The organism is Microbacterium sp. UNCCL10, from assembly GCF_000746195.1.
Classification (GTDB): Bacteria; Actinomycetota; Actinomycetes; order Actinomycetales; family Microbacteriaceae; genus Microbacterium; species Microbacterium saccharophilum.
Genome location: NZ_JQKT01000016.1, coordinates 1 through 25,714 on the forward strand (window position 1 = coordinate 1; position 25,714 = coordinate 25,714).

Here is a 25,714-nt window from a genome sequence, read left to right on the forward strand (position 1 = left end):
CGCAGCTCGGCTACGGGGTCGAGTCCGTGCGGATGTGGGTGAAGCAGGCCGACATCGACGACGGCGTCACCCCGGGCGTGAGCAGCGCCGAGGCGCAGCGGGTGCGGGAGCTTGAGCAGGAGAACCGGGAGCTTCGTCGGGCCAACGAGGTGCTCAAGCGGGCGGCGTCTTTCTTCGGGGCGGAGCTCGACCGCCACTACCGGAAGTAGTCGCGTTCATCGACGCGAACAAGGACGACGTCGTGGACGGTCGCCGACTCGGAGTCGAGCTCATCTGCAGACTGCTGCAGGTGGCTCCGAGCAGCTACTACGCCGCCAAGACAAGGCCGAACTCGTCCGCGGACCCGCGCGTTCGGGGCCGTGGAAGACGGTCGAGGATCTCGAGCTCGCGACGCTCGGCTGGGTGCACTGGCACAACACGCAGCGCCTCCATGGCTACCTCGGCGACGTCCCGCCCGCCGAGTTCGAGAACGCGTTCTATGCTGTCCAAGCCGACCGCGAACCGCTGGTCGGAATCAAATAGCGCGAGTCTCCACCAGACCCAGGGCGCTTCACGGGCCTCACGAGTCGGGGTCACTTGGTGTCGCCTCGACCCTCGCGAGGCGGCTCGAACTGCCACCAATCCAGGGCGCGCTCTGGGCCTCATAAGTTTGGGGTCACTTGGTGTCGCCTCGACCCTCGCGAGGCGGCACGAACTGACCCCAATCCCAGCGCGCACCCGCGCCCGCCCACGCTCAGGTGATGAGCGGCCCGAGCTCCCGCGCCGCGGCCACGAGCAGCGCCGCGGTCTCCGCCGGATCGTCGACGCGCCGCCGCGGCCCGGAGTACGCCAGTGCGCCCGCCAGCACGCCGGACGCGTCGCGGATCGGCGCTGCGAGGCATCCCGACGTCGCTCCCGCGCGACGCACGACGCCGTAGGTGCGCAGGTCCGCGGCGGCGTCCGGCGCGGACGAGGGGCGGGCGTCCACGTCCCGCAGGAGTCCCAGCGCGAACCTCTCCGGCTCACGCGCGAGGCGCTGCTCGTCGGACAGCGGGAAGTCGGGGTCGGCGTCGGCCACGACGATGCGCCCCTCCGTGTACACGACGAGGTGGACGCCGCCGCGCACCCGCCGCCGCGTCTCCTCGACGATGTCGCGCGCCGCGCGCGGGATGCGGACCGGCGCGGCCGCAGCGGCGAGGTGGATGACCTTCGCGCCGAGCGCGAAGCCCGCGAGGTCGGGCGTGCGGACGAGGTACTCGTCCTGGACCAGCAGGTTCAGCAGCCGGTAGGCCGTGGCCCGTGGCAGGCCGAGGGCGAGGGAGATCTCGCGCGCCGTGACGCCGGCGCCGAGCGCCGCGACCGCCTCGAGCACCGTGAGCGCACTGTGGATCGCGCGCGGCTGCCGCGCGCTGAGGGTCGGCGCTGCGCTCCCCGCCGCGTCCCCCGCCGCACCGCCCGCGCCCACTCCCGCCGGCTCACCCATCGCGCGCGACCCCGCCCAGGACATGGGATGCCGTCGGCTCGTCGTACCCGCCGATGCCGTCGAGCGGGGCGCCGCTGCGGCGCCGCCACGCGATCAGGGCTCCGGCGAGGCCGCCGAGGCCCAGCGAGATCCAGACGCCGGGATTTCCCTGCTGTGCCTCGACCACGAGGTAGACCGCGAGGCAGCCGACGATCGCGATCGCGGCGGTCGCCGCGACGACGGTGGCCGCGACGGTCGTCTCGCCGATGCGGCGGAGGAACACCGGCGCGGCGGCGCACACGATCGCGTACGCCGTGATGTAGCCGACCGCGGAGATCACGATGACGGCACCCATGGCATCCCAGGGGCGAACGCCCAGCGCGACGATGACGACCGGCAGCGCGGCGATCGCCGTGACGGTAGGCCACACGGCGCCGATGGGCGTCCGGTGCCGCGGGTGGGTGCGGCCGAGGAAGTGCGGCCCGACGCCGTCGCGGCCCATCGCGAACAGCACGCGGGTCAGCGCCGTCGTCGACGCGATGGCGCACGCGAGGAACGACGCGGCGATCCCCACGTCGGCCGCCGCCGCCCACGGCGCGAGGCCGAACGCGCCGGCGAGCTCGTCGATGGGAGCTGCGGAGGTCACCAGGTCGCGGCCGATCGCCGCGAACCCGGCGACCTGCGTGTACGCGGCGAGCAGGTACAGCGCACCCGCGACGAGTACCGTCCCGACGATCGCGCGGGGGATGTTGCGCAGCGGCGCGCGCGCCTCCACTCCGAGCGTCGCGGAGCTTTCGAACCCGACGAACGCGGTGAGCGCGAGCACGGCGCCGGCCGCCACAGCCGAGACCGACACCCCGCCCGGCGGGAGGATCGCCGAGATGTCGAACGGCCCGATCTGCACGAGGAGCGCCGTCAGCAGCGTGACGATCAGCGCGACCGACACCGACTCGACGATGAGCGCGATCCGCGCAGAGAGCCGGATGCCGCGCACGAGCACGACCGCGAGCACCGCGGCCTCGCCGACGAGCGCGGCGATCGCGGCGAGCGGCGCCGGAACCCCCGGCGCGACCCGTGCGAGCAGCATCGACAGGTAGTGCGCGCCGCCGAGCAGCGCGAAGACAGAGATGAACGCGTACCCGACGATGATCGCGGCGCCGGTCGCGAGGCCCGCCGTCGGGCCGAGCCCGCGCGCCGCGTACGTGTAGAGCGATCCGCTCGCTGCGAGACGCCGCGTGAACTGTGTGACGGTCCCCGCGACGAGCAGGGCGAGCACGGTGGCGAGCGCCACCGCGGGCAGCGTCGCGCCACCGGCGGCGCCGGCCACGAGCAGGATGACGGTGGTCGCGGCGGCGGCGGGCGCCACGGCGGCGACGGACTGCGCCAGGACGTCGGCGAATCCCACGGTCCGGCGCTCGAGGCCGTCCAGGGGCGACGTCGCCGCGAACTCGTGGACCGGGTCGGGGCGGGCGATCGCGCGCTCGAGAGCTGTCATGGGGCCTCCGCCTCTGGATCTGCGCGTGGCCGACGCTACCGAGACCCCGTTGCCCCGCGACTACCGCCATGTTTCGCGTTCGTGTCGTCCGAATGAGACACCGCGCGCGCGGCGTCCCGTTCGGGATGCCGGGAGGTTTCACACGGGCGAGACCGCCGGGCAACGACGACGGTCCACGGTGGGGGGAAACGTCCCGCCCGCCCGAAGGGAACCCCATGACCCAGCTCGAATCTCCGGGAGTCGAGGCATCCGCGAAGCGGACGCTGTCGGGCTCCCTCGGCGCCACCGCCATCGTCTTCATGGTCGTCGCCGCCGCCTCACCGCTCACCGTCATCGGCGGCGCCGCGCCACTCGGCATCCTGCTCGGCAACGGCGCGGGATTCCCCGCGCTCTACGCCATCAGCGCCGTCATCCTGCTGCTCTTCGCCGTCGGCCTCGCGGCGATGTCGCGTCACATCCCGAAGCCCGGCGCATTCTTCACGTACGTCGGTTACGGGCTCGGTCGCTCCAACGGCCTCGCCGCCGCGTGGCTCGCGATGCTGACGTACACGACCATCCAGGTGTCGGTGTACGGCTACATCGGCTTCATCCTGAGCTACACGCTGGAGACCTACACCGCCGTCGCGCTGCCCTGGTGGCTGTTCTCGCTGCTGGTCATCGGGCTCGTCGGCATCCTCGGCTACCGGCACATCGACCTCTCCAGCAAGGTGCTCGGGGTCCTGCTGATCGCCGAGGTCGGCGTCGTGGCCGTCCTCGTCGCCGCAGTCGTCTTCTCCGGCGGCGCGGACGGCCTCAGCCTCGCCCCCTTCGAGCCCGCGAACGTCGTCAGCGGGTCGCCCGGTGTCGGGCTCATGTTCGCGATCGCCGCGTTCATCGGCTTCGAGGCCACCGCGATCTTCCGCGACGAGGCGAAGGACCCCGACAAGACGATCCCGCGCGCGACCTACATGGCCGTCATCGGCATCGGCCTGTTCTACACGCTGGCCTCGTGGGGTCTCGTGATGGCGTGGGGGCCGGATGCCGTGCTCGACGAGGCCGCGGCCGATCCCGGCAGCCTCATCCTCCGCACGATGGCCGCCTACCTGGGCGCGACCGGCGAGATCATCACCAACGTCCTCCTGATCACGTCGATGTTCGCGTGCGTGCTGTCCTTCCACAACGTCGTCACCCGCTACCAGCACTCGATGGCCGCCGCGGGCGTCCTGCCCGACAAGCTGGCCTCGGTCCACCACGCGCACCTCTCGCCGCACGTGTCCTCCGTCGTGCAGACCGGGACGTCGGTCGTCCTCATCGCCGTGTTCGCGCTGTTCCAGCTCGACCCGGTGCTCGCGGTCTTCACGTGGTTCGCCGGCGTCGCGACCCTCGCCATCGCGATCCTCATGGCGCTCACCTCGGTCGCCGTCATCGTCTACTTCGTCAAGACGCGCAAGGACACCCGGCTCTGGAACACGATCCTCGCGCCGGGGCTCGGCTTCCTCGGGCTCGTGCTCTCGGCGGCCCTGATCATCGCCTACTTCCCGATCATGGTGGGCGATGTGGATGCCGAGGGGGCGCCGGTCTTCGGCGGCCTCAGCTGGTTCCTGCTCGCCCTCGTCGTCGTCTTCCCCGTCGCCGGCTACCTGCAGGCCGCCTGGATCAAGGCCCGCCGGCCCGCCGCGTACGCCAAGCTCACCGACTCGATCGCCGCCTGAAGCCCCACCGCAAGGAGAACCACCCATGAGCATCACCGACATCCAGTCCACCGCCGCCCACACGGCACCGCCCGCCCCCGCGCACCCGCTGTCCTCGCTCACCGCGGCGGAGCTCGAAGCCGTCCGCGCCGTCGTGCTCGCGCTGCCGGAGACGACCGACCGCACCCGGTTCGCCTACGTCGGGCTCGAGGAGCCGCACAAGGCGGAGGTCCTCGCGTGGGAGGCGGGCGGGGAGCTGCCCGAGCGGCGCGCCCGCGTGCAGCTGCTCGACCTGACGACCACGCGCTCGTCCGACCTGGTGGTCTCCCTCGCCACCGGCGAGGTCGTCTCCGAGACGGTCCTGGACGGCACGGCCGGTCAGCTGCCGATCCTGGACGCCGAGTTCGAAGAGGTCGAGCTCATCGCGAACGCGGATGCCGGCTGGATCGCGGCGCTCGCCGCCCGGGGCCTCACGACCGACGACGTCGTGCTGGTCCCGCTGTCGGCCGGGCACTACGGCTACCCAGAGGAGGAGGGGCGCCGCATCCTCCGCACCTTCGCATTCCAGCAGTTCCACCCCGCCGACCACCCGTGGGCGCACCCCGTCGACGGCCTCACGGCGTACATCGACGTCGCGGACCGGAAGGTCATCCGCATCGTCGACACCCCCGGGTTCGAGGTGCCGCAGACGAGCGGCAACTACGACGACCCGGAGCTGCAGGGTGCACCCCTGGAGGGGCTCAAGCCGATCGTCATCACGCAGCCGGAGGGCGCGAGCTTCACGGTCGACGGGGAGCACGTCACGTGGGGGGAGTGGGACCTGCGGATCGGGTTCGACACCCGCGAGGGTCTCATCCTGCGCCAGCTCACCTTCGCCGGCCGCCCCGTCATGTACCGCGGGTCGATCAGCGAGATGGTCGTGCCCTACGCCGACCCCGCACCGAACCGGTTCTGGCAGAACTACTTCGACACCGGCGAGTACCTGTTCGGCCGGTACACGAACGAGCTGGAACTCGGTTGCGACTGCGTCGGCGACATCACCTACCTCGACGCCGTGCTGGCCGACGAGCTGGGCGCCCCGCGCACCGTCCGCAACGGCGTGTGCATGCACGAGGAGGACTTCGGCTCGCTCTGGAAGCACACCGACATCTTCACGGGGGCCAGCGAAGTGCGCCGTCAGCGCCGCCTCGTCATCTCCTTCTTCACGACGGTCGGCAACTACGACTACGGGTTCTTCTGGTACCTCTACCTCGACGGCACGATCGAATGCGAGGCCAAGCTCACCGGCATCCTGTTCACCTCGTCCTACCCCGGGGAGGACTACCCGTTCGCGTCGCAGGTCGCGCCGGGACTCGGTGCGCCCTACCACCAGCACCTGTTCTCGGCCCGACTGGACATGACCGTGGACGGCCTCGCCAACGTCGTCAACGAGATCGACGCCGTGCGGGTGCCGATCTCCGAGACCAACCCGGCCGGCAACGCCTTCACGAAGCAGGTGACGCCGATCACGTCGGAGCTCGTGTCCGGCCGTGTCGCGGACGGCGCGGTGAACCGCGTGTGGCAGATCGCCTCGACCGAGAAGACGACGTCGATGGGGCAGCCCACCTCGTACATGCTCTTCCCGACCGAGACGCCCGTGCTGCTCGCCGACGACACGTCCTCGATCGCGTCGCGCGCCGCGTTCGCGACGAAGAACCTCTTCGTCACGAAGTACGACCCCGCCGAGCGGTATGCGGCCGGCGACTTCGTCAACCAGCATCCGGGCGGCGGCGGGATCCCCGCCTTCATCGCGGGGGACGAGCCGCTCGTCGGGGAAGACCTCGTGCTGTGGCACACGTTCGGCCTGACGCACTTCCCGCGCAACGAGGACTGGCCGGTCATGCCGATGGACTACGCCAAGTTCACGCTGAAGCCGTACAACTTCTTCGAGCGCAACCCCACGCTGAACGTGCCGGCGCCGGTCTCCGACCACTGCTCGGCGGGGACGGCGGGGTCGCACGCCGTCGCGGGCGACCACGACCACCACGCCGGTCACGACTCGCACGCGGGCCACGGCGCGCACGAGCACGGCGCGCACGGCGGGCACGCCTCGCACGACCACGGCGCGCACGGCCACTGAGCGCATGGCCGACCTGCTCCACCTCTGGGCGCTCGCGCCCGCCACGCTCGGCGCGTGCTGTGTCGCCGCCGACCGGGGGCGGGCGCGGGCGCCTGAGCTCGCGGCATCCGTCCTGATGGTGCTCGCCATGGCGGATGCCGCGACCGGCGCGGCGCTGATCGCTCCGGTCTTCTGGGCCGCGCTCCTCGTCGTCGCCGCGATCGCGCTGGCCGCCGTGCGCGGGCGGCGCCGGGGCGCGGGCTCGCACGCCACGCCGGCCATGATCATCATGACGACACTCGGCCTCGTCGTGATGGCGGCGCTGACCGTCGCGATGGGCGCCCACGGCACCGGTCACGCCGCGGGCCACGCGCACGGCGTCGGCGCGGCCGGCCTCGCCGTCGGAGTCGGGGGCATGACGGCGGCCTACGTCGGCGCGTCGGCCGTCCTCGCGGTGCGCGGGATGCCGCGGCTCGACCGCCTCCAGTACGCCGCCATGGGCGCATCGACCCTCCTCATGGGGCTCGCGGCCCTCGTCTGACCCGGGGCCGAGCTCGGCCCCGGGCGTGTCTCCGGGAAAGGTGTCAGCTCGCGCCGCCTCGACCCGCGCCAGGCGGCACAAGCTGCCACCTTCTGCGCGCTGCACCCTCATGGCCCTGGGAAAGGTGTCACTTCGCGCCGCCTCGAGTCGCTCGACGCGGCATGAGCTGTCCTTCTGCGCGCTGGATCCTCGCGGCCCTGGAAAAGGTGTCAGCTCGCGCCGCCTCGACCCGCGCGAGACGGCGCGAGCTGCCCCCATTTGGGCGCCCGCCCCGCCGACGCGAACCTCCCGAGGCCCGCGGCCACAGCATCCGTAGTTGAATCGGACCATGCGAGCCACCTACATGTTCGGCGCGGGTGACGTCCGCGTCGTCGACGCCCCCGATCCGACCATCGAGCAGCCGACCGACGCCGTCCTCCGGGTCGCAGCGGCCTGCGTGTGCGGCAGCGACCTGCATCCGTTCCACACGATGCCGGTGCGTGAGCGCGGGTCCTCGATGGGGCACGAGATGATCGGCGTCGTCGAGGAGATCGGCGCCGACGTCCGCACGGTGAAGCCCCGCGACGTCGTCATCGTGCCGTTCGTCTGGTCGTGCGGCGAATGCGACTTCTGCCGCGAAGGGCTGCAGACCTCGTGCCGCTTCGGGCGGCAGCGCACCGGCGGCGCGCAGGCGCAGTACCGGCGCGCGCCGCTGGCCGACGGGACGCTGTACCGCCTCGACGTCGACGAGGACGACGAGCGGATGCCGGGACTCCTGACCCTCAGTGACGTCTACGGCACCGGCTACCACGCGGCCCTCACCGGCGGCGCGGGCCCCGGGAAGACGGTCGCGGTGATCGGCGACGGCGCCGTCGGCCTCCTTGCCGTGCTGTCGGCGCGGCAGCTCGGCGCGGAGCGCATCATCCTGATGGGGCGGCACGACGCGCGGACCGACCTCGGCCGCCGCTACGGCGCGACCGATGTCGTGGCGGCGCGCGGCGACGAGGGAATCGCGGCGGTCCGCGACCTCACCGGCGGCGACGGGGCGCACGTCGTCGTGGATGCCGTGGGCCACCTGCCCGCGTACGAGCAGGCGCTCGGCATCGTCCGCGACGGCGGGGCGGTCAGCCGCGTCGGGGTCCCGCAGTACACGTCCGGGCCCATCGGGCGGACGCAGTTCGATCGCAACATCACGATCACCGGCGGCGTCGCGCCCGTCCGGGCGTACATCGACCGGCTGCTGCCCGGCATCCTGGACGGCACGGTCGACCCGGGCGCCGTGTTCGACCGCGAGGTCGGGCTCGAGGAGATCCCCGAGGCGTACCGGCTCATGGATGCCCGCGAGGCGCTGAAGGTCCTCGTCCGGCCCTGAGTCGCGGCATCCGCCTCCATCCGCTCGGCATCCGCTCGGCATCCGCCCTTCATCCGCTCGGCATCCGCCCCCCACCGTGCGCCGGGCACGGGCGCGGCGTGCCGTCCGGGAGGAGATGTCACGTCGGGAGGATCACCTGGTCCGTGGCAGCCTGCCGATGCGTCATCTCCTCCGGAACCGCCCACCCCGCCGCCCGCGGAGCGATGCGGGGCGCCGCCACCCCTGCGCGTCGCGCCGTCAGCCCTGCGCGTCGCGCCAGGAGTGCTGCGGCTCGTACCCCAGCAGACGCCGCGCCTTCGCCGTCGAGAACAGCGAGTCGTTGACGCCCACCTCGCCGCGCACCTCGACGCCGGGGAAGACCTCGGCGATCAGCTCGGCGTTCGGCCGGGTCATGACGGTGTCGGCCGCCGCGATGAGGAAGCGGTCGAAGCCGGCGGGGGCCACCTCCAGCGCGCGCAGGATCGCCTGGGCGCCGTCGCGCGCGTCGATGTAGCTCCACAGGTTCCACTTCCGCAGGCGCGGGTCGGCATCGAACGCCGGGAACTCCGCGTAATCCTCCGGCACCATGACGTTGGAGAACCGCAGCGCCGTGATCGACGCCTGCGGATGCCACCGCACGAGCTCGATCGCGAGCTGCTCCTCGAGGTGCTTGACCAGGGAGTAGACCGACTCGGGGCGCGCCGGGTAGTCCTCGTCGACGGGAACGTACGGCGGGGGGACGTCGAACGGCAGCCCCTGGACGGTCTCGCTGGATGCGTAGACGATCCGCGTGATGCCCAGTCGCAGCGCCGCCCAGAAGACATTGAAGGTGACCGCGATGTTGTTGTGGAAGGTCGCGACGTCGGCGCGGATGCCGGGGGCCGGGATCGCCGCCAGATGCACGAGCGCCTCGACCCCGTCGTGCTGATCGCCCACAGAGGTGAGCGCGTCGACGACCTGCCCGTAGTCGGTGAGGTCGACCTGAACGAAGCCCGGGCCGCGCAGGCCCACGGCGTCGAGGCCGATCACCTCGTGGCCTGCGGCTCGCAGCTCGCGGACGACGACGGTTCCCAGCTTGCCGGAGGACCCGGTGACGGCGATGCGCATGCCTCCAGCGTGGCACGCCGCGGGCCGCCCCGGTGTGACCGGTAACCTCGGCCACATGGGACAGCGGAGCGGCACCGAGCGCGTGGGCATGCGCGAGGTCGCGGCGCGCGCCGGCGTCTCGACGCAGACGGTGTCGCGCGTGATCAACGAGCATCCCCACATCCGGCCTGAGACACGGGCGCGGGTCGAGCAGGCGATGGCCGACCTCGGCTACCGGATGAACAACGCGGCCCGCTCGCTCGGCACCTCGACGACCCGCACCATCGGGGTGCTCGCGTCCGACTCCGACCTGTTCGGCCCCGCTGCCGGCATCGCCGCCCTCGAGGCGGCCGCGCGGGCCGCCGGCCGCTGGATCTCCACGGCGTATGCCGACGGCTCCGACCCCGCTGCCGTCGGTGCGGCGGTCGACCACCTGCTCGCGCAGGGCGTCGACGGGATCGTCGTGGTCGCGCCGCACACCGCGACGCTGCGCACGCTCGGCGACAGCGTGCAGGGGGTTCCGCTCGTCGTCCTGCAGGGCGGCGCGGGCGAGGCCCCTCAGGTGGACGGCGCGGCGCTCGCCGTGGATCATCTCGCGCAGCTCGGCCACCGCCGGATCGCCCGCGTCGCGGGACCGGCCGCGTGGCACGAGGCGGGCCTCCGCGACCGCGGCATGGACGACGCCCTCGCCCGCCACGCGCTGACCGGCGCGGGGCGCTGGGAGGGTGACTGGTCGGCGGCCGGCGGGGCGGCGCTCGCCAAGGAGGTCGCCGCGGCCGTGCGCGCGCCGGACGGTCCGACGGCGGTCGCCGTCGCGAACGACCAGATGGCGCTGGGCCTCATCGCGGGCCTGTTCGATCTCGGGGTGCGCGTGCCCGCCGACGTGTCGATCACGGGGTTCGACGACAACCCGGATGCCGGCTTCTACCGGCCCGCGCTCACGACGGTGCGCCTGGACATCGCGGGGGAGGCGCGTCGCTGCATCGGCGAGCTCGTCGCGCCGGGGACGGCTGCCGCCGCGGCCCCTCCCCGCCTCGTGGTCCGGGACTCCACGGCGCCACGCTGATCCGCACCGCCTGCGCTCTGGCATCCATCGTGTGTTACCGGTAACATGTCGATCGTCCCTCGTCACGAACCAACGGAGGCACCGTGACCGCAGCATCGCCCGCACACGACGCGATCGTCGCGGGGCGCACCGCGCTCGGCATCGAGCTCGGCTCGACCCGCATCAAGGCCTGCCTCATCGACGCCGACGACCCGGCGACCGTCCTCGCGGTCGGCGTGCACGAGTGGGAGAACGTCTTCGCCGATCGCCGGTGGACCTACCCGCTGGATGCCGTCTGGTCGGGCCTGCAGGCGGCGTACGCCGGTCTCGTCGCCGACGTCGAGCGCCGCCATGGCGCACGCCTGGAGACCATCGGCGCGATCGGCGTCTCGGCGATGATGCACGGGTACCTCGCGTTCGATGCGGCGGGCGAGCTGCTCGTGCCGTTCCGGACCTGGCGCAACACGGACACCGGAGCCGCCGCCGCCGAGCTCAGCGATCTCTTCGGGGTGAACATCCCGCTGCGCTGGTCGATCGCCCACCTCCGCCAAGCCGTGCTCGACGGCGAGCCGCACATCGCGGACCTCGCGTCGTTCACGACCCTCGCCGGGTACGTGCACCGGGAGCTCACGGGGCGCCGCGTCCTCGGTGTCGGCGACGCCTCCGGCATGTTCCCGATCGACCCGGCGACCGGCGACTACGACCGGGATCTCGTGCGCCGCTACGACGATCTCGCAGCCGGCTCCACCCCGCCGCTGCTCGACCTCCTGCCCGAGGCGCTCGTCGCGGGCGCGGACGCCGGCACACTCACCCCGGAGGGCGCCGTCCTGCTAGACCCGACCGGCGTGCTGCGGCCCGGCATCCCGTTCTGCCCGCCGGAGGGCGACGCCGGCACCGGCATGGTCGCGACGAACGCCGTCGCCCCGCGTACCGGCAACGTCAGCGCGGGGACGAGCATCTTCGCGATGGTGGTTCTGGAGCGTCCGCTGCACGGCGTGCACCACGAGCTCGACGTCGTCACGACGCCGGCTGGCGACCCCGTCGCGATGGTGCACTGCAACAACGGCGCGAGCGAGCTCGCCGCCTGGGCCGGGCTGTTCGGCCGGTTCGCGGAGGCCTCCGGGTCGCCGGTCTCGTCCGACGCCGTGTTCGACGTGCTGTTCCGCGAAGCGCTCGACGGCGACGCGGATGCCGGCGGGCTCCTCGCGTACAACCACCTCGCCGGTGAGCCGATCGCCGGGCTCGACGAGGGGCGGCCGCTGTTCGTCCGCACCCCGGACAGCCGGCTGACCCTCGCGAACGTCATGCGGGCGCAGCTGTACGGCGTGTTCGGCACGCTCGCCCTCGGCATGCGCGTGCTCGCGGAGGAATCCGTCGCGCTCGACCGGATGACGGCGCACGGCGGGCTCTTCCGCACCGCCGGCGTCGCCCAGCGCTTCCTCGCGGGGGCCCTCGATGCCCCCGTGGCCGTCGGCGAGACGGCATCCGAGGGGGGCGCGTGGGGGATCGCCGTCCTGGCCGCCTTCCGCCTTTCCGGCGGCACCGACCTCGGCGCCTACCTCGACGACCGGGTCTTCGCGGGTGCGCCGATCGCCGTCGCCGACCCCGACCCCGCCGACGTCGCGGGATTCGCCGCCTACCTCGACCGCTACCGCGCCGGGCTCGCCGTCGAGGCGGCCGCCGTGGCATCCCTCTGACTCACCTCTATCGAAGGAACACGCATGCCTCTCTCCTCCTCCCTCGACGGCTACACCGTCTGGTTCGTCACCGGCAGCCAGAACCTGTACGGCGAAGAGACCCTCCGCCAGGTCGCGGAGCAGTCGCAGCAGGTCGTCGCGCGCCTCGACGGACTGCCCGTCCGCGTCGAGTGGAAGCCTGTCCTGAAGGACGCCGATTCGATCCGTCGGCTCGCGCTCGAGGCCAACAGCGACGACAGCGTCATCGGCGTGATGGCCTGGATGCACACCTTCAGCCCCGCGAAGATGTGGATCGCCGGGCTCGACGCGCTGCAGAAGCCGCTGCTGCACCTGCACACGCAGGCCAATGTCGAGCTGCCCTGGGCCGACATCGACTTCGACTTCATGAACCTCAACCAGGCCGCCCACGGCGACCGCGAGTTCGGCTACATCCAGACGCGCCTCGGCGTGCCCCGCAAGACCGTCGTCGGGCACGTGTCGAACCCCGTCGTCCGGCAGCAGATCGAGGACTGGCAGCGCGCCGCCGCCGGCCGCCAGGCCGCGCGCACGCTCAAGCTCGCCCGCTTCGGCGACAACATGCGCTACGTCGCCGTCACGGAGGGCGACAAGACGGAGGCCGAGCTGCGGTTCGGCGTGCAGGTCAACACGTGGGGCGTCAACGAACTCGCGGATGCCGTCGCGCAGGCCACCGACGCGCACATCGACGCGCTCATCGAGGAGTACATCGCGGCCTACGACGTCGCGGAGGAGCTCCTGCCCGGCGCTGCGCGGCACCAGTCGCTGCGGGACGGCGCCGCGATCGAGGTCGGGTTGCGCTCCTTCCTCGAGGACGGCGGGTTCGGGGCGTTCACGACCTCGTTCGAAGACCTCGGGGAGCTGAAGCAGCTGCCCGGACTCGCGGTGCAGCGCCTCATGGCGGCGGGCTACGGGTTCGGCGCCGAGGGCGACTGGAAGACCGCGATCCTCGTCCGCGTCGCGAACGTCATGGGCGCCGGCCTCCCGGGCGGTGCGAGCCTCATGGAGGACTACACCTACGACCTCGTCGCGGGCGACGAGAAGATCCTCGGCGCGCACATGCTCGAAGTCGCGCCGTCGCTCACGACCGCCAAGCCGCGGCTGGAGATCCACCCGCTCGGCATCGGCGGCAAGGACGACCCGGTGCGCCTCGTCTTCACCGCCGACCCGGGCCCGGCTCTCGTCGTCGCGATGAGCGACATGCGCGACCGGTTCCGGCTCGTCGCGAACGTCGTGGAGAACGTCGCCGCCCCCGACCTCCCGCAGCTGCCCGTCGGTCGCGCCGTCTGGAAGCCCGCCCCCGACTTCGCGACGTCCGCGGCGTGCTGGCTGACCGCCGGCGCCGCGCACCATACCGTGATGACGACGGCCGTCGGGATCGAGGTGTTCCGTGACTTCGCGGAGATGGCCGGGACGGAGCTGCTGGTGATCGACGAAGACACGACCGTGCGCGGATTCCAGAAGGAGCTGCGCTGGAACCAGGCGTACTGGCGTCTGGCGCAGGGCCTGTGAGCGGCTCGGCGACGCCGGTCTCCGGCACGGCGTACGAGCTCCGGTCGGGCGGCTACGCGGCGACGGTCGCGAGCGTCGGCGCGTCGCTGCGCCGGCTGACGCACGCCGGCCGCGACCTCGTCGTGCCGTTCGGCGCCGACGAGGTGCGGCCCGGCTACCGCGGCGCGACGCTCGCGCCGTGGCCGAACCGGGTCGTCGACGGGCGGTACACCTTCGACGGGACGTCGTACCGGACGGCGCTCACCGAGCCGGAGCGCGGCCACGCCCTGCACGGCCTCGTCGCGTGGCTCGAGTTCGGCGTCGTGGCGCAGGGCGAGGACGAGGTGACGCTCGCCGGCGACATCGTGCCCCAGACCGGCTACCCCTGGCGGGTGCGCGTCGAGACGACCTACCGGCTTGACGCGGCCGGGCTCACGCAGACCGTGCGGGCGACGAACGAGAGTGCCGGCACGGCGCCGTTCGGCACCGGTCCGCACCCGTACCTCGTGGCCGGACCCAGCGGGCTGAACGCCTGGTCGCTGGAGCTCCCCGCCGCCCAGGTCCTCGACGTCACGCCCGACCGGCTCGCCCCTGTCGCGCTGCACGCCGTGGACGACCTCGACGCGGACCGCTTCGACTTCCGTGCCGCGCGGACGCTCGGCGCCGTCGAGATCGACCACGCGTACACGGAGCTCGCCCGGGACGCCGACGGCACCGCCACGGTCCGGCTGACCGACCCCGCCGGCGGCGGCGTCCAGATGACGTGGGGCGCGGAGTGCCCCTGGGTGCAGGTGCACACGGCCGACCTGCCCGGTGGCCCCGCGCAGCCGGGGCACCGCGGCGGCCTCGCCATCGAGCCGATGACGTGCGCGCCGGACGCCTTCAACGCCGACCGCTACGACTACGACGCGGGACTGCTCACGATCGCTCCGGGCGCAACGGCGACGGCATCCTGGCGGATCTCGGCGCTCTGAGCCTGCGGCCCGCCGGCGGCGCCCCTGACCCGCACGGCAATCTGCAGGATGCGGTGTGACGCACGGGGCGGATGAGCGGTCGTCCGCCTCATCCGTCACCGTCGATCCTGCAGTTTGCAGCGGGCCGTGCCCAGGACCGTGCCGATGACCACGGGGAGAGGGGCGGCAGGCCGCTGCCGTCACTCGATCCCCGTGGCGCCGCCCACCGGGGTCGTCGTGTCGATCGCGTCGCGGAGGGGTCGCCGCATCGCGGCCCAGTATCGCGTCGGCGTGATCCGCGTCAGCACGTCGACGAGGCGAGCTTCACGCCCGATCATCGTCCGCGCGCGGCGCCTGATCGTGGCGTCGACGATCTTCGCCGCGGCGTCGGCGGGCTCGGTGTGGTACATCCTCGCCTGCGCCTGTGCGGCCCGATCGGCGACCGCCGGGTCGATCGCCGCGGCATAACGTCCGCGGAGGATGATCCCGGTCTTCACCCCGGCGGGGTACACGGCGCCGACCGTGACGGTCGACCCTTCGAGCTCATGGCGGAGCGCCTCGGTGAACCCGCGGACGGCGTACTTGCTCATCGCGTACGGGATGCGCCCCGCCGGTGCCGCGAGCCCGTAGATCGAGACGAGGTGCGTGATGTGCGCGGCGGGGGCGCGGCGCAGCGCGGGCAGCAGCGCCTGCGTGATGTTGACCGTGCCCCAGAGGTTCACGTCCATGAGCCAGCGCATCTCCGCCATCGTGAGCTGGTCGATGCTGCCGAGCATGGACGAGCCGGCGCAGGTGATGAGGGTCTGCACGTGCGGGTGGGATGCCGTGATGTCGGCCGCAGCGGCCGTCACGGCCGCGTCGTCCGAGAGGTCCACCACGTGCGTCGTGTGGCCCGTGCCGGGCAGGGATGCCGACACCGCCGCGAGGCCCGCCGCATCCCGGTCGACGAGCGCGAGCCGCGCCCCGCCGGCCGCGAGCCGGCGGGCGACTTCGGCGCCCATGCCGGCGGCTGCGCCGGTGACGACGCTCGTCGCGCCGGTGACGTCCAGTCGTGGCATCCGTACCCCTGTTCTCGATTTGTTCCGTCTCTACCGTCGATTCTGGCCGACGCCCTTCCCTAGGATCGAGGGGAGGGGGACCCGTGGCCGAGAAGCAGCAGCGCGTGCGCACACGCGACGTCGTCGCTGAGGGGCTGTACATCGCGTCCGCGGCGACCCGGCTGAGCTTGAAGAACAGCATCCTCGTGCACATCCTCGCCGAGGGGGAGGACTTCGACTCGGAGCGGTTCCTCCCCGATGCGCGCGCCGCGCTGCTCGCGCTCGCCGACGAGGCCGAGGAGGATGCCGCGCGCGCCGAGCGCGACCGCAAGGCGGCCCGCGGGCGGCACACCGACTCCGACGGCACGCACGACTATCGCAGCCGCGACATCCGCAACCTCCGCCGCCGCCGCAAGCAGTCGCAGCACGTCGCGCGCGAGCTGCGCGCGCGGGCCGAGGACGAAGAGGAGCTCGGCAAGCTCATCGCGGACGCGCGGGAAGCGGCGTGGCACGAGGTCGCCGGCAACATCGACCGGACGCTGCGCATCGAGGCCGCGCGGCCCGACCTCGAGCCCGACTACGACCGGATGCGCATCGCACGCATGCAGGCGCTGCGCCTCGTCGACCTGCCGAAGCTGCGCGCGCATCGGCGCAGCGTGGAGAAGCAGTCGGCGCTGCGCGAGAGCGGCGTGGAGCCCGAGGTCATCCACGATGGCGACGCCCCCGCCGGGGGATTCGACCCCGCCGAATTGGAGTAGGCGGCCCTCGATTCGGAGGATCCGCCGGTCTGGGGTATTCTGGTCGCTGGCCTTGCGAGAGCAAAGACCATGCGCCCGTAGCTCAATGGATAGAGCATCTGACTACGGATCAGAAGGTTAGGGGTTCGAGTCCCTTCGGGCGCACACTGTGTTGAGACAGTAACGATCGAAGACCCGCGGAATCCCGCGGGTTTTCGTGTTTCCGGGGATGCTCTCGCCCCCGGCTCAATCGATCGGCCGGCGGCGCAGCCGCTTGATGTCGGTGCGCCGCTGCTTCTCGCTCAATCGGCGCTCCTTGGCGCCGCGGGTCGGCTTCGTCGGTCGCCGGGCGGGCGCGGGCGGCCGGAGAGCCTCGGCCACGATCGCGGCCAGCCGCGCGCGGGCCGCGTCGCGGTTGCGCAGTTGTGCGCGGTGCTCGGAGGCCGCGATCGTCAGCACGCCGTCCACCAGCCGGCCGCTCAGCCGATCGAGCACGCGCTCGCGCTGGTGCGGCGACAGCACCGCCGAACCGGCGGCATCCCAGCTGAGCTCCACGCGGGAATCGGCCGTGTTCACCCCCTGCCCGCCCGGGCCGGACGACCGGGAGAACCGCCAGGACAGCTCCGACTCCGGGATCGTGATCCCGGGCGTCACCCGCAGACCGGGGCGGTGCGGTGTGACCATGCACCCATCATCCTCCGCGGCGCACGGCGGTGCGACGAGATTAGGCTCGACCCCATGGCCCCTCCCGCTCCGACTCCCGCGACGCACTGGGAACGCCTGACCCCGGAAGCGGCAGCCGAGCTGCTCGCCGGAACGTCGGCGCGGTGGTGGCTCTCCGGCGGCGCGGCCCTGGACCGCTGGCTCGGCGCGCCCATCCGCGCGCGTGCGAACACAGACGTGAGCACGACCACCCGCGACCTCGCGCACCTGGTCGAGGCGCTGCCGGCAGGCTTCACCGCGTGGGCGCCGAGCGGTGAGGACGCCGTCGTCCCGTTCGCCGACGCTCCCGAGGATGCCGACCTGCAGCCCGTCCGCATCCTCGATGACGCCACGGGCGCGTGGGTGCTGCAGGTCAACGTCGAGGACGGCGTCGACCGGGCGTGGCTCTACCGGCGCGACCCGCGCCTGCAGCTGCCGTGGGACCGCGCCGTGCTCGACATCGACGGCATCCCGACCGGTGCTCCCGAGGTGCAGCTCGTCTGGAAGGCACTCCGGCCCCGGCCCGAGGATGAGGTCGACAAGGATGCCGTCCTGCCGACGCTCTCGGATGCGGCTCGGGCGTTCTACGAGACGGCGCTCCTGCGGATCCATCCGCACTCGACGTGGGCCATCCACGTGCGGAGCCCTCTCACTCCCGCGAAGGCCAGCTGGAACCGCAAGAAGAACTGACCCCTCAGCCGTCGAGCTCAGGCGCGCCCTCCCCGTCCGCGGAGACCGCCTTCGAGACAAGCGCTCGGAACCACCGCTGGGCCGGGGACAGGCTCGTCTCGCTGCGCGTGTAGAGCGAGACCGGCGTGCTCTGCGCGGGCCACGGCAGGTCGGCGATGCGAAGACTCGGGAACCAGCCGCAGAAGACCTCGGCGACGTGACGGGGGAGCAGCACGACGAGGTCGGTCGCCTCGAGGACGGCGGGCACGGTCGAGTACTCCTCGATCGTCAGCGCGACCTGCGGCATGAGGCCGTGCTCGGTGAGGGCCTGGAGCGGGAAGACGTGCCCACCGCGCACCGAGACGCGGATGAACCGACGCCCGGCGAACATGTCCGGGGCGGTCGGCGGGAGCGGGTGCGCGCCCGAGGACAGCGCGACGTACTCGACGCTCCGCACCCGCGTCCGCCACAGTCGGGGCGTGCCCATGAGCGACACGGTCAACGCGAGGTCGATCGTGCCGCGGACGAGGCCGTCCTCGACCTGGTCGGAGTCCAGGCGCTCGACCTTGAGCCGTGCCCGGGCATCCTCACGCGCGAGCGCGGCCATGATGGGCGGAAGGAAGGTCTGCTCACCGATCGAGGTGAGACCGAGCGCCAGGTCTCCGGTGAAGCGACCGGGGTCGAATGTGTCCGGGTCGCTGACCGTGGCATCGATCTGGGCCAGCGCTTCATGCAGCGGACCGAAGAGCTGCACGGCGCGTGGGGTGGGCGCCATGACATGCCCCTCCCGACGGAACAGGTCGTCGCCGAAGCGTTCGCGCAGCCGCGCGAGGGTGTAGCTGACGGTCGGCTGCGTCACGTGCAGCCGCTCGGCGGCGGCCGTGAGGCTCCGCTGCTCGTACAGCACCACGAAGGTGCGCAACTGGTTCAGATCCGCCCACGCCATTCATAGATCGTATCTATTCGGCATCCACTCTGCATCTATTGGACCGCAGCGCGGAACCCGCCTACAGTCAGGTGAAGCACCCCGGCAAGTGACAAGGACGACACGCGTTGATCATCGACATCCACGGCCACTACACGACGGCACCCGCACAGCTCGGCGCATGGCGTGACCTCCAGATCGCGTTCGCCGACGGCAAGGGGGAAGCGCCCGACCCGGCTGACCTGCACATCAGCGACGACGACATCCGCGAGACGATCGAGGCCAACCAGCTGAAGCTCATGAACGAGCGCGGCAGCGACGTCACCGTCTTCAGCCCGCGCGCGTCCTTCATGGCCCACCACATCGGCGACTTCGCCGTGAGCGAGACGTGGGCGCGCATCTGCAACGACCTCGTCGCACGCGTCGCGCAGCTCTTCCCCGACCGCTTCCTGCCGGGGGCGATGCTCCCGCAGTCGCCCGGCGTCGACCCCCAGACCGTCCTCGCCGAGCTCGACCGCGCCGTGAACGACCTCGGCGTCGTCACCGTCAACATCAACCCCGACCCTTCCGGCGGGCTGTGGACCGCGCCGCTGCTGACCGACAAGAGCTGGTACCCGCTGTACGAGAAGCTCGTCGAGTACGAGCTGCCGGCGATGATCCACGTCTCGACCTCCTGCAAGCCGCAGTTCCACACCACCGGCGACCACTACCTCGGCGCCGACACGACGGCGTTCATGCAGCTGCTCAAGGGCGACCTCTTCCGCGACTTCCCGGACCTGAAGTTCGTCATCCCGCACGGCGGCGGTGCGGTGCCCTACCACTGGGGGCGCTTCCGCGGCCTCGCCATGGCGCTCGGCAAGCCCGAGCTCGAAGAGCACCTGCTGAACAACGTGTTCTTCGACACGTGCGTCTACCACCAGCCGGGCATCAACCTCCTCACCGAGGTCATCCCGACCGACAACATCCTCTTCGCGAGCGAGATGATCGGCGCCGTCCGCGACATCGACCCCCGCACGGGCCACTACTTCGACGACACGAAGCGCTACGTCGATGCCACCCCCAACCTCACCGACGACGAGCGGGTCCAGGTCTTCGAGGGCAATGCCCGCCGCGTCTACCCCCGACTGAACCGCGCCCTCGCCGCCCGCGGCCTCTGAGACCCACCCGGAGAACCACATGACCCGCCTGAACAACCTCGGCATCGTCCGCACCACCATCGAACGGCCCGACCCGGCCGACGTCGCGCGCCTGTCGCAGTTCGGCGTCGCCACGATCCACGAGGCGATGGGCCGTGTCGGGCTCCTCCGTCCCTACATCCGTCCCGCCTACAGCGGTGCGAAGCTGTGCGGCCCTGCAGTCACGGTCCTGCTGCAGCCCGGCGACAACTGGATGTTCCACGTCGCCGCCGAGCAGGTGCAGGAGGGCGACGTCCTCGTCGCCGGCTGCACGACGGAGAGCGAGGACGGCTTCTTCGGCGAGCTGCTCGCCACGTCGCTCACTGCGCGCGGATGCAAGGGCCTCGTCATCGACGGCGGCGTCCGCGACGTCGCCGACCTCGAGAAGATGGATTTCCCGGTCTTCTCCCGCGCCATCAACTCCAAGGGCACCATCAAGGCGACGCTCGGTTCGGTGAACGTCCAGGTCGTCGTCGCCAACGCCGTGGTCAACCCCGGTGACGTCGTCGTCGCGGATGTCGACGGCGTCGTCGTCGTCCCGCGCGAGCTCGTCGGCGCGGTGGCGGATGCGTCGCAGAAGCGCGAGGACCTCGAGGAGTCGAAGCGGCAGAAGTTCCGCGACGGCGTCCTGGGCCTGGATCTCTACGGCATGCGCGAACCGCTCGCGAAGGCCGGCCTCGAGTACGTGGAGGACTGACATGGCGCACGGAGACACGAGCGGCGGCTTCGAGAAGACCCCGGGCTGGCTGGACTGGTACGGCGGCCCGACGAAGCCGACGTTCCGCCTGCCCGCCGGAGCCGTCGACGCGCACTGCCACGTCTTCGGTCCGGGGGAGCAGTTCCCCTACGCGCCGGAACGCAAGTACACCCCGTGCGACGCGTCGGCCGACCAGCTCTTCGCGCTCCGCGACCACCTCGGCTTCGACCGCAACGTGATCGTCCAGGCGACCAGCCACGGCGCCGACAACCGCGCTCTCGTCGACGCCCTGCAGCGCAGCGGCGGGCGCGCCCGCGGCGTCGCGACGGTGCGCCGCGACGTCACCGACGAGCAGCTCGCCGAGCTGCACGCCGCCGGCGTCCGCGGCGTCCGCTTCAACTTCGTCAAGCGCCTCGTCGACCGCGTGCCGACCGAGTCGCTCGGCGAGATCGTGGAGAAGATCGCCCCCCTCGGGTGGCACGTCGTCATCTACTTCGAGGCCGAGGACCTGCCCGAGCTGTACGACTTCTTCTCCGCCATCCCGACCGACGTCGTCGTCGACCACATGGGCCGGCCGGACGTCACGAAGGACCCCGACGGACCCGAGTTCGGCCTGTTCCTGCGCTTCATGCGGGAGAACCCGAACGTGTGGACCAAGGTGTCCTGCCCGGAGCGACTCTCCGCGACCGGCCCGCGGGCCCTCGACGGGGAGCATGATGCCTATACGGATGTCGTTCCGTTCGCCCGTCGCGTCGTCGAGGAGTTCCCCGACCGCGTGCTGTGGGGCACCGACTGGCCCCACCCCAACCTGAAGGACCACATGCCCGACGACGGGCTGCTGGTCGACTTCATCCCGCACATCGCCCCCACCGCCGAGCTTCAGCAGAAGCTCCTCGTGGACAACCCGCGCCGTCTCTACTGGCCCGAAGGAAACTGACATGGCACTCGACAAGCCGTACAAGAACGTCCCCGGCACGATCATCTTCGACGCCGAGCAGGCCCGGAAGGGCTACCAGCTCAACCAGCTCTCGATGTCCCTCATGAAGCCGGAGAACCGCGAGCGGTACCTCGCCGACCGCGAGGCGTACCTCGACGAGTGGGACCTCACGCCGGTCGCCCGCCAGGCGGTGCTGGATCTCGACCTCAACGCCATGATGGCCGAGGGCGGCAACATCTACTTCCTCAGCAAGATCGGCGCGACGCACGGGCTGAGCTTCCAGCAGATGGCCGGCTCGATGACCGGGATGAGCGAGGCCGCGTACCGCGACATGATGATCGGCGGCGGACGTCGTCCCGAGGGCAACCGCCTCAAGGACCTCGACGGCTGGACGCCGCCGAGCACCGAGAAGTCCGAGGTCATGCGCCCGGACGCGCCCGCCAAGTACACCTCCGCGCTGTTCACCTCGCACGTGCCGGCGATCGGTGCGGCGATGGACCTCGGCAAGACCGAGGAGCCGTACTGGAAGAAGGTGTTCGACGGGTACACGTGGACGCGCCAGTGGGCCAAGGAGAACACGCCCGACGTCGTCATCCTCGTCTACAACGACCACGCCACCGCGTTCGACGCGTCCATCGTCCCCACCTTCGTGCTCGGCACGGGCGCTGAGTACCCGGTCGCCGACGAGGGCTACGGTCCCCGTCCGGTGCCCGACGTGAAGGGCTACCCGGAGTTCGCGGCGCACCTCGCGCAGTCGATCATCCAGGACGACTTCGATCTGACCCTCGTCAACGAGATGGTGGTCGACCACGGACTCACCGTGCCGCTCTCCCTCGTGTTCGGCGACGTGGAGGAGTGGCCCTGCAAGGTCATCCCGCTCGCCGTCAACGTGGTCCAGTACCCCGTTCCCTCGGGCCGCCGCTGCTACGAGCTGGGCCGGGCCCTGCGCCGTGCGCTCGACAAGTGGGACGGCGAGGAGCTCAACGTGCAGATCTGGGGCACCGGCGGCATGAGCCACCAGCTCCAGGGTCCCCGCGCCGGGCTCATCAACGCCGAGTGGGACAACGCCTTCCTCGACCACCTCATCGCCGACCCGCTGGGCCTGACCGAGTGGTCGCACATGGAGTACGTCGACGAGGCGGGCTCCGAGGGCATCGAGCTGGTCGACTGGCTCATCGCCCGCGGCGCCATGGACGACCAGTTCGCCGGCGAGGCGCCCTCCGTGGACCACCGGTTCTACCACGTGCCCGCCTCGAACACCGCGGTCGGCCACCTCGTGCTGACCAACCCCAGCGCCTGACGGCATCCAAGGAGACACCCCGCAATGAGCAACGACAAGGTCCGGGTCGCGGTCGTCGGCGCCGCCGGCGCGTTCGGCATGAAGCACCTCGACGGTCTCGTGAACATCGAGGACGCCGAGGTCACCGTCGTCAGCGCGACGAGTGCGGAGAAGGCGCAGGCCGTTGCCGACCAGTACGGCGTCGCGAACGCCGTGGTCGGCTTCGACGCCGTGCTGGAGCGGGACGACGTGGATGCCGTGATCCTCGCGACCCCCACCCAGCTGCATGCCGCGCAGTCGCAGGCCGTGCTCGCCGCCGGCAAGCACGTGCAGGTCGAGATCCCCCTCGCCGACTCGTTCGCCGACGCCGAGGCGACCGTCGCGGCTGCTGACGCGTCGAGCAAGATCGCGATGGTGGGGCACACGCGCCGCTTCAACCCGTCGCACCAGTGGGTGCACGACAAGATCGCGGCGGGCGAGTACAACATCCAGCAGATGGACGTGCAGACGTACTTCTTCCGCCGCACGAACACCAATGCCAAGGGCGAGGCCCGCTCGTGGACCGATCACCTGCTGTGGCACCACGCCGCCCACACGGTCGACCTGTTCGCCTACCAGGCCGGCAGGATCGTGCAGGCCAACGCCGTCCAGGGCCCGATCCACCCCGAGCTCGGGATCGCGATGGACATGTCGATCCAGCTGAAGAGCGAGACCGGCGCGATCTGCACCCTGTCGCTGTCGTTCAACAACGACGGCCCGTTCGGCACCTTCTTCCGCTACATCGGCGACACCGGCACCTACATCGCCCGGTACGACGACCTCGTCAACGGCAAGGAGGAGCCGATCGACGTGTCGCAGGTCGCCGTCAGCATGAACGGCATCGAGCTGCAGGACCGCGAGTTCGTCACCGCGATCCGCGAGGGCCGCGAACCCAACTCGTCGATGCGTCAGGTGCTGGACTGCTACCGGGTGCTCGGGATGCTGGAGGAGCAGCTCGCGTGAACCTGCCTCGCCTCGGCCTGGGATGTATGAACCTCAGTCACGCCTACGGTGTGCCGCCGACCCCCGAGGAGGGCCTCGCGGTCGCGCGTGCCGCGCTCGACGACGGCATCCGGATGCTCGACACGGCAACCCTGTACGGCGGCGGCCGCAACGAGGAGCTCGTGGGACGCGCGATCGCCGGGCGGCGTGACGAGGTCGTTCTCGCCAGCAAGGGCGGCATGGCGATGGTCGACGGCGTCAAGGTGATCGACGGGCGCCCGGCGACGCTGCGCGCCCATGTCGACGCGTCGCTGGGCCGCCTCGGCGTCGACCACATCGATCTGTACTACCTGCACCGCTGGGACAAGAAGGTGCCGATCGCCGACAGCGTCGGCGCGCTCGCCGAAGCGGTGGATGCCGGCAAGATCGGCGCGATCGGCCTGTCCGAGGTGTCGGTCGCCCGCCTCCGTGAGGCCCAGGCGGTGGCGCCGATCGCGGCTGTGCAGAACGAGTACTCGCTGTGGACCCGCAACGCCGAGCTCGGCATGCTCGAGGCCACCCGTGCCGACGGGATCGCGCTCGTCGCGTTCTCTCCGGTGGCGCGCGGCTTCCTCGCCGACGGCGTCGCCGACCCCGACACCCTCGCGCCGAAGGACATCCGCCGCGCCATGCCCCGATTCCAGCCGGAGCACTGGCCGGCCAACGCCGCGCTGCTGCCGCAGTGGCGCACCCTCGCCGCCGAGGCGCAGTGCACGCCCGCGCAGCTGGCGCTCGCGTGGCTGCTCTCGCGCGGCGACCACGTCGTGCCGATCCCCGGGAGCACCCGCGCCGCGCACGTGCGCGAGAACCTCGCCGCCGTCGACGTCGTCGTGGACCCCGGGTTCCTCGCGCGCGCCGGCGAGCTCATCTCGCACGCAACCGTGTCCGGCTCGCGATACAACCCCGTCGGCAACGCCGAGGTCGACGCCGAGACGTTCGAGGAAGCCGCGGCATGAAGGCCGTCTCCTCGATGGCGACGCGCCACGTGCTGGCGGAGCTGACCGAGGTGGCCGTCGCGGCGGGGCTGCCCCGCGTGGACGTCGACTCCGTCGGGGGAGTGGATGCCGCTCAGCGCGTGGCCGCGGGGGAGCAGCTGGACCTCGTCTTCCTCGCCTCCGATGCGCTGGACCGCCTCGCCGCCGACGGCCACGTCGACGCCGCGTCCGTCGTCCCGCTCGTGCTGTCGCAGGTCGCCGTCGCCGTGCCCTCCGGCCGTGACGACCCGGCCGAGCGACCCGACGGCGCGGCGTTCCCGGACGCCGGCGGTGTGCGCGACGCGCTCCGCCACGCGCAGCGGATCGGCTACTCGACGGGCCCGAGCGGTACCGCCCTGCTCGCGCTCATCGAGGCGTGGGGGCTCACGGCCGAGATCGGCGACCGCCTCGTGCAGGCGCGCCCCGGCATCCCCGTCGCGCGCTCCCTCGCCGACGGCGACGTCGACCTCGGCTTCCAGCAGCTCAGCGAGCTCGTCGGGCAGCCGGGCGTGCGGATCCTCGGTGTCCTGCCCGCGGACTGCGCGATCGACACCGTGTTCTCGGGCGCCGTCGCGGCGACGGCATCCGACCCCGACGCTGCCCGCGACGTGCTCGCCTTCCTGGCCTCCGCCGCCGCGTCGGGCATCAAGACGGCGCACAGCTTCGGGGTCCCTGCCGCGTCGTAGCCGTCGCCGGCCGA

At 71.8% G+C, this 25,714-nt stretch carries 23 protein-coding genes, 1 tRNA gene, 1 pseudogene and 1 other annotated feature; of the genes and pseudogenes, 19 read left to right on the plus strand and 6 right to left on the minus strand.

The window, feature by feature from the left end; all coding sequences use genetic code 11:
* Positions 1 to 522: pseudogene (locus BR85_RS15275) on the plus strand (IS3 family transposase); the annotation flags it as partial.
* Positions 164 to 298, plus strand: a sequence feature (AL1L pseudoknot). Its footprint overlaps the pseudogene before it by 135 nt.
* A gap of 211 nt (positions 523 to 733) precedes the next feature.
* Here the strand turns inward: BR85_RS15275 and BR85_RS13860 are convergent.
* Entirely contained in the window at positions 734 to 1,462 is a 729-nt protein-coding gene (locus tag BR85_RS13860; protein WP_081782827.1) for a helix-turn-helix domain-containing protein, read from the minus strand.
* Entirely contained in the window at positions 1,455 to 2,936 is a 1,482-nt protein-coding gene (locus BR85_RS13865) for an APC family permease (protein WP_028497203.1), read from the minus strand. Before BR85_RS13865 ends, BR85_RS13860 begins: the two co-directional genes overlap by 8 nt.
* Before the next feature lie 215 nt (positions 2,937 to 3,151).
* On the opposite strand from BR85_RS13865, the gene BR85_RS13870 reads away from it, so the two are divergent.
* From BR85_RS13870 to BR85_RS13885, 4 genes are all read left to right on the plus strand, one after another.
* On the plus strand, positions 3,152 to 4,627 hold the full coding sequence (locus BR85_RS13870; protein WP_028497204.1) for an APC family permease: 1,476 nt from the start codon (positions 3,152 to 3,154) through the stop codon (positions 4,625 to 4,627).
* Positions 4,628 to 4,652: 25 nt separating this feature from the next.
* Positions 4,653 to 6,725 carry a primary-amine oxidase gene (locus tag BR85_RS13875; protein ID WP_036273190.1) on the plus strand — a complete coding sequence of 691 codons (2,073 nt, stop codon included), beginning with the start codon at positions 4,653 to 4,655 and terminating at the stop codon, positions 6,723 to 6,725.
* 4 nt (positions 6,726 to 6,729) lie between these two features.
* Entirely contained in the window at positions 6,730 to 7,245 is a 516-nt protein-coding gene (locus BR85_RS13880; protein WP_051526411.1) for a hypothetical protein, read from the plus strand.
* A 328-nt stretch (positions 7,246 to 7,573) separates the two neighbouring features.
* A complete protein-coding gene (locus BR85_RS13885) occupies positions 7,574 to 8,596 on the plus strand; it encodes a zinc-binding dehydrogenase (RefSeq protein ID WP_028497205.1) in 1,023 nt (340 codons plus the stop codon).
* 237 nt (positions 8,597 to 8,833) lie between these two features.
* Here the strand turns inward: BR85_RS13885 and BR85_RS13890 are convergent, their stop codons facing one another.
* Positions 8,834 to 9,682 (minus strand): NAD-dependent epimerase/dehydratase family protein, encoded by an 849-nt coding sequence (locus BR85_RS13890; protein WP_028497206.1) that lies wholly within the window; start codon positions 9,680 to 9,682, stop codon positions 8,834 to 8,836.
* Positions 9,683 to 9,737: 55 nt separating this feature from the next.
* Between BR85_RS13890 and BR85_RS13895 the strand changes: the two genes are divergently transcribed.
* The 4 genes from BR85_RS13895 to BR85_RS13910 all read left to right on the plus strand — a co-directional run bounded on the left by BR85_RS13895 (position 9,738) and on the right by BR85_RS13910 (position 14,883).
* The gene (locus tag BR85_RS13895) at positions 9,738 to 10,727 is read left to right on the plus strand and encodes a LacI family DNA-binding transcriptional regulator (RefSeq protein ID WP_028497207.1); all 990 of its coding nucleotides are present in this window, start codon (positions 9,738 to 9,740) and stop codon (positions 10,725 to 10,727) included.
* 83 nt (positions 10,728 to 10,810) lie between these two features.
* Positions 10,811 to 12,403: a xylulokinase gene (locus BR85_RS13900; protein WP_028497208.1), complete on the plus strand. Its 1,593-nt coding sequence runs from the start codon at positions 10,811 to 10,813 to the stop codon at positions 12,401 to 12,403.
* A 24-nt stretch (positions 12,404 to 12,427) separates the two neighbouring features.
* Complete coding sequence (gene araA / locus BR85_RS13905) at positions 12,428 to 13,930, plus strand: L-arabinose isomerase (RefSeq protein ID WP_028497209.1); 1,503 nt, start codon at positions 12,428 to 12,430, stop codon at positions 13,928 to 13,930.
* Positions 13,927 to 14,883, plus strand: coding sequence for an aldose 1-epimerase family protein (locus BR85_RS13910; protein WP_028497210.1), 957 nt, complete (start codon positions 13,927 to 13,929; stop codon positions 14,881 to 14,883). Before araA ends, BR85_RS13910 begins: the two co-directional genes overlap by 4 nt.
* Before the next feature lie 179 nt (positions 14,884 to 15,062).
* Here the strand turns inward: BR85_RS13910 and BR85_RS13915 are convergent, their stop codons facing one another.
* The gene (locus BR85_RS13915; RefSeq protein WP_028497211.1) at positions 15,063 to 15,920 is read right to left on the minus strand and encodes an SDR family NAD(P)-dependent oxidoreductase; all 858 of its coding nucleotides are present in this window, start codon (positions 15,918 to 15,920) and stop codon (positions 15,063 to 15,065) included.
* 83 nt (positions 15,921 to 16,003) lie between these two features.
* On the opposite strand from BR85_RS13915, the gene BR85_RS13920 reads away from it, so the two are divergent.
* Both BR85_RS13920 and BR85_RS13925 read left to right on the plus strand, forming a co-directional pair.
* Positions 16,004 to 16,657 (plus strand): hypothetical protein, encoded by a 654-nt coding sequence (locus tag BR85_RS13920; protein ID WP_028497212.1) that lies wholly within the window; start codon positions 16,004 to 16,006, stop codon positions 16,655 to 16,657.
* Between the two features lie 71 nt (positions 16,658 to 16,728).
* Positions 16,729 to 16,801, plus strand: a tRNA-Arg gene (locus tag BR85_RS13925).
* 81 nt (positions 16,802 to 16,882) lie between these two features.
* Here the strand turns inward: BR85_RS13925 and arfB are convergent.
* Positions 16,883 to 17,320, minus strand: coding sequence for an alternative ribosome rescue aminoacyl-tRNA hydrolase ArfB (gene arfB / locus BR85_RS13930; RefSeq protein ID WP_028497213.1), 438 nt, complete (start codon positions 17,318 to 17,320; stop codon positions 16,883 to 16,885).
* Between the two features lie 54 nt (positions 17,321 to 17,374).
* Between arfB and BR85_RS13935 the strand changes: the two genes are divergently transcribed.
* The gene (locus BR85_RS13935; protein WP_028497214.1) at positions 17,375 to 18,028 is read left to right on the plus strand and encodes a hypothetical protein; all 654 of its coding nucleotides are present in this window, start codon (positions 17,375 to 17,377) and stop codon (positions 18,026 to 18,028) included.
* A gap of 4 nt (positions 18,029 to 18,032) precedes the next feature.
* Here BR85_RS13935 and BR85_RS13940 read toward each other — a convergent pair whose 3' ends face one another.
* On the minus strand, positions 18,033 to 18,953 hold the full coding sequence (locus tag BR85_RS13940; protein ID WP_028497215.1) for a LysR family transcriptional regulator: 921 nt from the start codon (positions 18,951 to 18,953) through the stop codon (positions 18,033 to 18,035).
* Positions 18,954 to 19,060: 107 nt separating this feature from the next.
* Here BR85_RS13940 and BR85_RS13945 point away from each other — a divergent pair, with 107 nt between their 5' ends.
* From BR85_RS13945 to BR85_RS13975, 7 genes are read left to right on the plus strand one after another with little or no spacing between them, the layout of a single operon-like run.
* A complete protein-coding gene (locus BR85_RS13945; protein ID WP_028497216.1) occupies positions 19,061 to 20,089 on the plus strand; it encodes an amidohydrolase family protein in 1,029 nt (342 codons plus the stop codon).
* A 19-nt stretch (positions 20,090 to 20,108) separates the two neighbouring features.
* Positions 20,109 to 20,804: a 4-carboxy-4-hydroxy-2-oxoadipate aldolase/oxaloacetate decarboxylase gene (ligK, locus tag BR85_RS13950; RefSeq protein WP_036273193.1), complete on the plus strand. Its 696-nt coding sequence runs from the start codon at positions 20,109 to 20,111 to the stop codon at positions 20,802 to 20,804.
* 1 nt (position 20,805) lies between these two features.
* Positions 20,806 to 21,741, plus strand: a complete 936-nt coding sequence (locus BR85_RS13955) for an amidohydrolase family protein (protein WP_028497218.1) — start codon at positions 20,806 to 20,808, stop codon at positions 21,739 to 21,741.
* A gap of 1 nt (position 21,742) precedes the next feature.
* Positions 21,743 to 23,041: a protocatechuate 4,5-dioxygenase subunit alpha/beta gene (locus BR85_RS13960; RefSeq protein WP_028497219.1), complete on the plus strand. Its 1,299-nt coding sequence runs from the start codon at positions 21,743 to 21,745 to the stop codon at positions 23,039 to 23,041.
* A gap of 24 nt (positions 23,042 to 23,065) precedes the next feature.
* A complete protein-coding gene (locus tag BR85_RS13965) occupies positions 23,066 to 24,022 on the plus strand; it encodes a Gfo/Idh/MocA family oxidoreductase (RefSeq protein ID WP_028497220.1) in 957 nt (318 codons plus the stop codon).
* A complete protein-coding gene (locus tag BR85_RS13970) occupies positions 24,019 to 24,996 on the plus strand; it encodes an aldo/keto reductase (protein ID WP_028497221.1) in 978 nt (325 codons plus the stop codon). Before BR85_RS13965 ends, BR85_RS13970 begins: the two co-directional genes overlap by 4 nt.
* Entirely contained in the window at positions 24,993 to 25,700 is a 708-nt protein-coding gene (locus BR85_RS13975; protein WP_028497222.1) for a substrate-binding domain-containing protein, read from the plus strand. The genes BR85_RS13970 and BR85_RS13975 overlap by 4 nt, the downstream gene beginning before the upstream one ends.
* The last annotated feature ends 14 nt before the right edge of the window (positions 25,701 to 25,714 follow it).

Excerpts from the sequence above, each read along its gene's own strand:
- BR85_RS13955 (WP_028497218.1), top strand. The coding sequence starts at position 20,806 with ATGGCGCACGGAGACACGAGCGGCGGCTTCGAGAAGACCCCGGGCTGG.
- BR85_RS13975 (WP_028497222.1), top strand. The coding sequence starts at position 24,993 with ATGAAGGCCGTCTCCTCGATGGCGACGCGCCACGTGCTGGCGGAGCTG.
- arfB (WP_028497213.1), bottom strand. The coding sequence starts at position 17,320 with ATGGTCACACCGCACCGCCCCGGTCTGCGGGTGACGCCCGGGATCACG.
- BR85_RS13870 (WP_028497204.1), top strand. The coding sequence starts at position 3,152 with ATGACCCAGCTCGAATCTCCGGGAGTCGAGGCATCCGCGAAGCGGACG.
- BR85_RS13915 (WP_028497211.1), bottom strand. The coding sequence starts at position 15,920 with ATGCCACGACTGGACGTCACCGGCGCGACGAGCGTCGTCACCGGCGCA.
- BR85_RS13940 (WP_028497215.1), bottom strand. The coding sequence starts at position 18,953 with ATGGCGTGGGCGGATCTGAACCAGTTGCGCACCTTCGTGGTGCTGTAC.
- BR85_RS13860 (WP_081782827.1), bottom strand. The coding sequence starts at position 1,462 with ATGGGTGAGCCGGCGGGAGTGGGCGCGGGCGGTGCGGCGGGGGACGCG.
- BR85_RS13960 (WP_028497219.1), top strand. The coding sequence starts at position 21,743 with ATGGCACTCGACAAGCCGTACAAGAACGTCCCCGGCACGATCATCTTC.
- BR85_RS13885 (WP_028497205.1), top strand. The coding sequence starts at position 7,574 with ATGCGAGCCACCTACATGTTCGGCGCGGGTGACGTCCGCGTCGTCGAC.
- BR85_RS13935 (WP_028497214.1), top strand. The coding sequence starts at position 17,375 with ATGGCCCCTCCCGCTCCGACTCCCGCGACGCACTGGGAACGCCTGACC.
- araA (WP_028497209.1), top strand. The coding sequence starts at position 12,428 with ATGCCTCTCTCCTCCTCCCTCGACGGCTACACCGTCTGGTTCGTCACC.
- BR85_RS13895 (WP_028497207.1), top strand. The coding sequence starts at position 9,738 with ATGGGACAGCGGAGCGGCACCGAGCGCGTGGGCATGCGCGAGGTCGCG.
- BR85_RS13880 (WP_051526411.1), top strand. The coding sequence starts at position 6,730 with ATGGCCGACCTGCTCCACCTCTGGGCGCTCGCGCCCGCCACGCTCGGC.
- BR85_RS13875 (WP_036273190.1), top strand. The coding sequence starts at position 4,653 with ATGAGCATCACCGACATCCAGTCCACCGCCGCCCACACGGCACCGCCC.
- BR85_RS13865 (WP_028497203.1), bottom strand. The coding sequence starts at position 2,936 with ATGACAGCTCTCGAGCGCGCGATCGCCCGCCCCGACCCGGTCCACGAG.
- ligK (WP_036273193.1), top strand. The coding sequence starts at position 20,109 with ATGACCCGCCTGAACAACCTCGGCATCGTCCGCACCACCATCGAACGG.
- BR85_RS13965 (WP_028497220.1), top strand. The coding sequence starts at position 23,066 with ATGAGCAACGACAAGGTCCGGGTCGCGGTCGTCGGCGCCGCCGGCGCG.
- BR85_RS13890 (WP_028497206.1), bottom strand. The coding sequence starts at position 9,682 with ATGCGCATCGCCGTCACCGGGTCCTCCGGCAAGCTGGGAACCGTCGTC.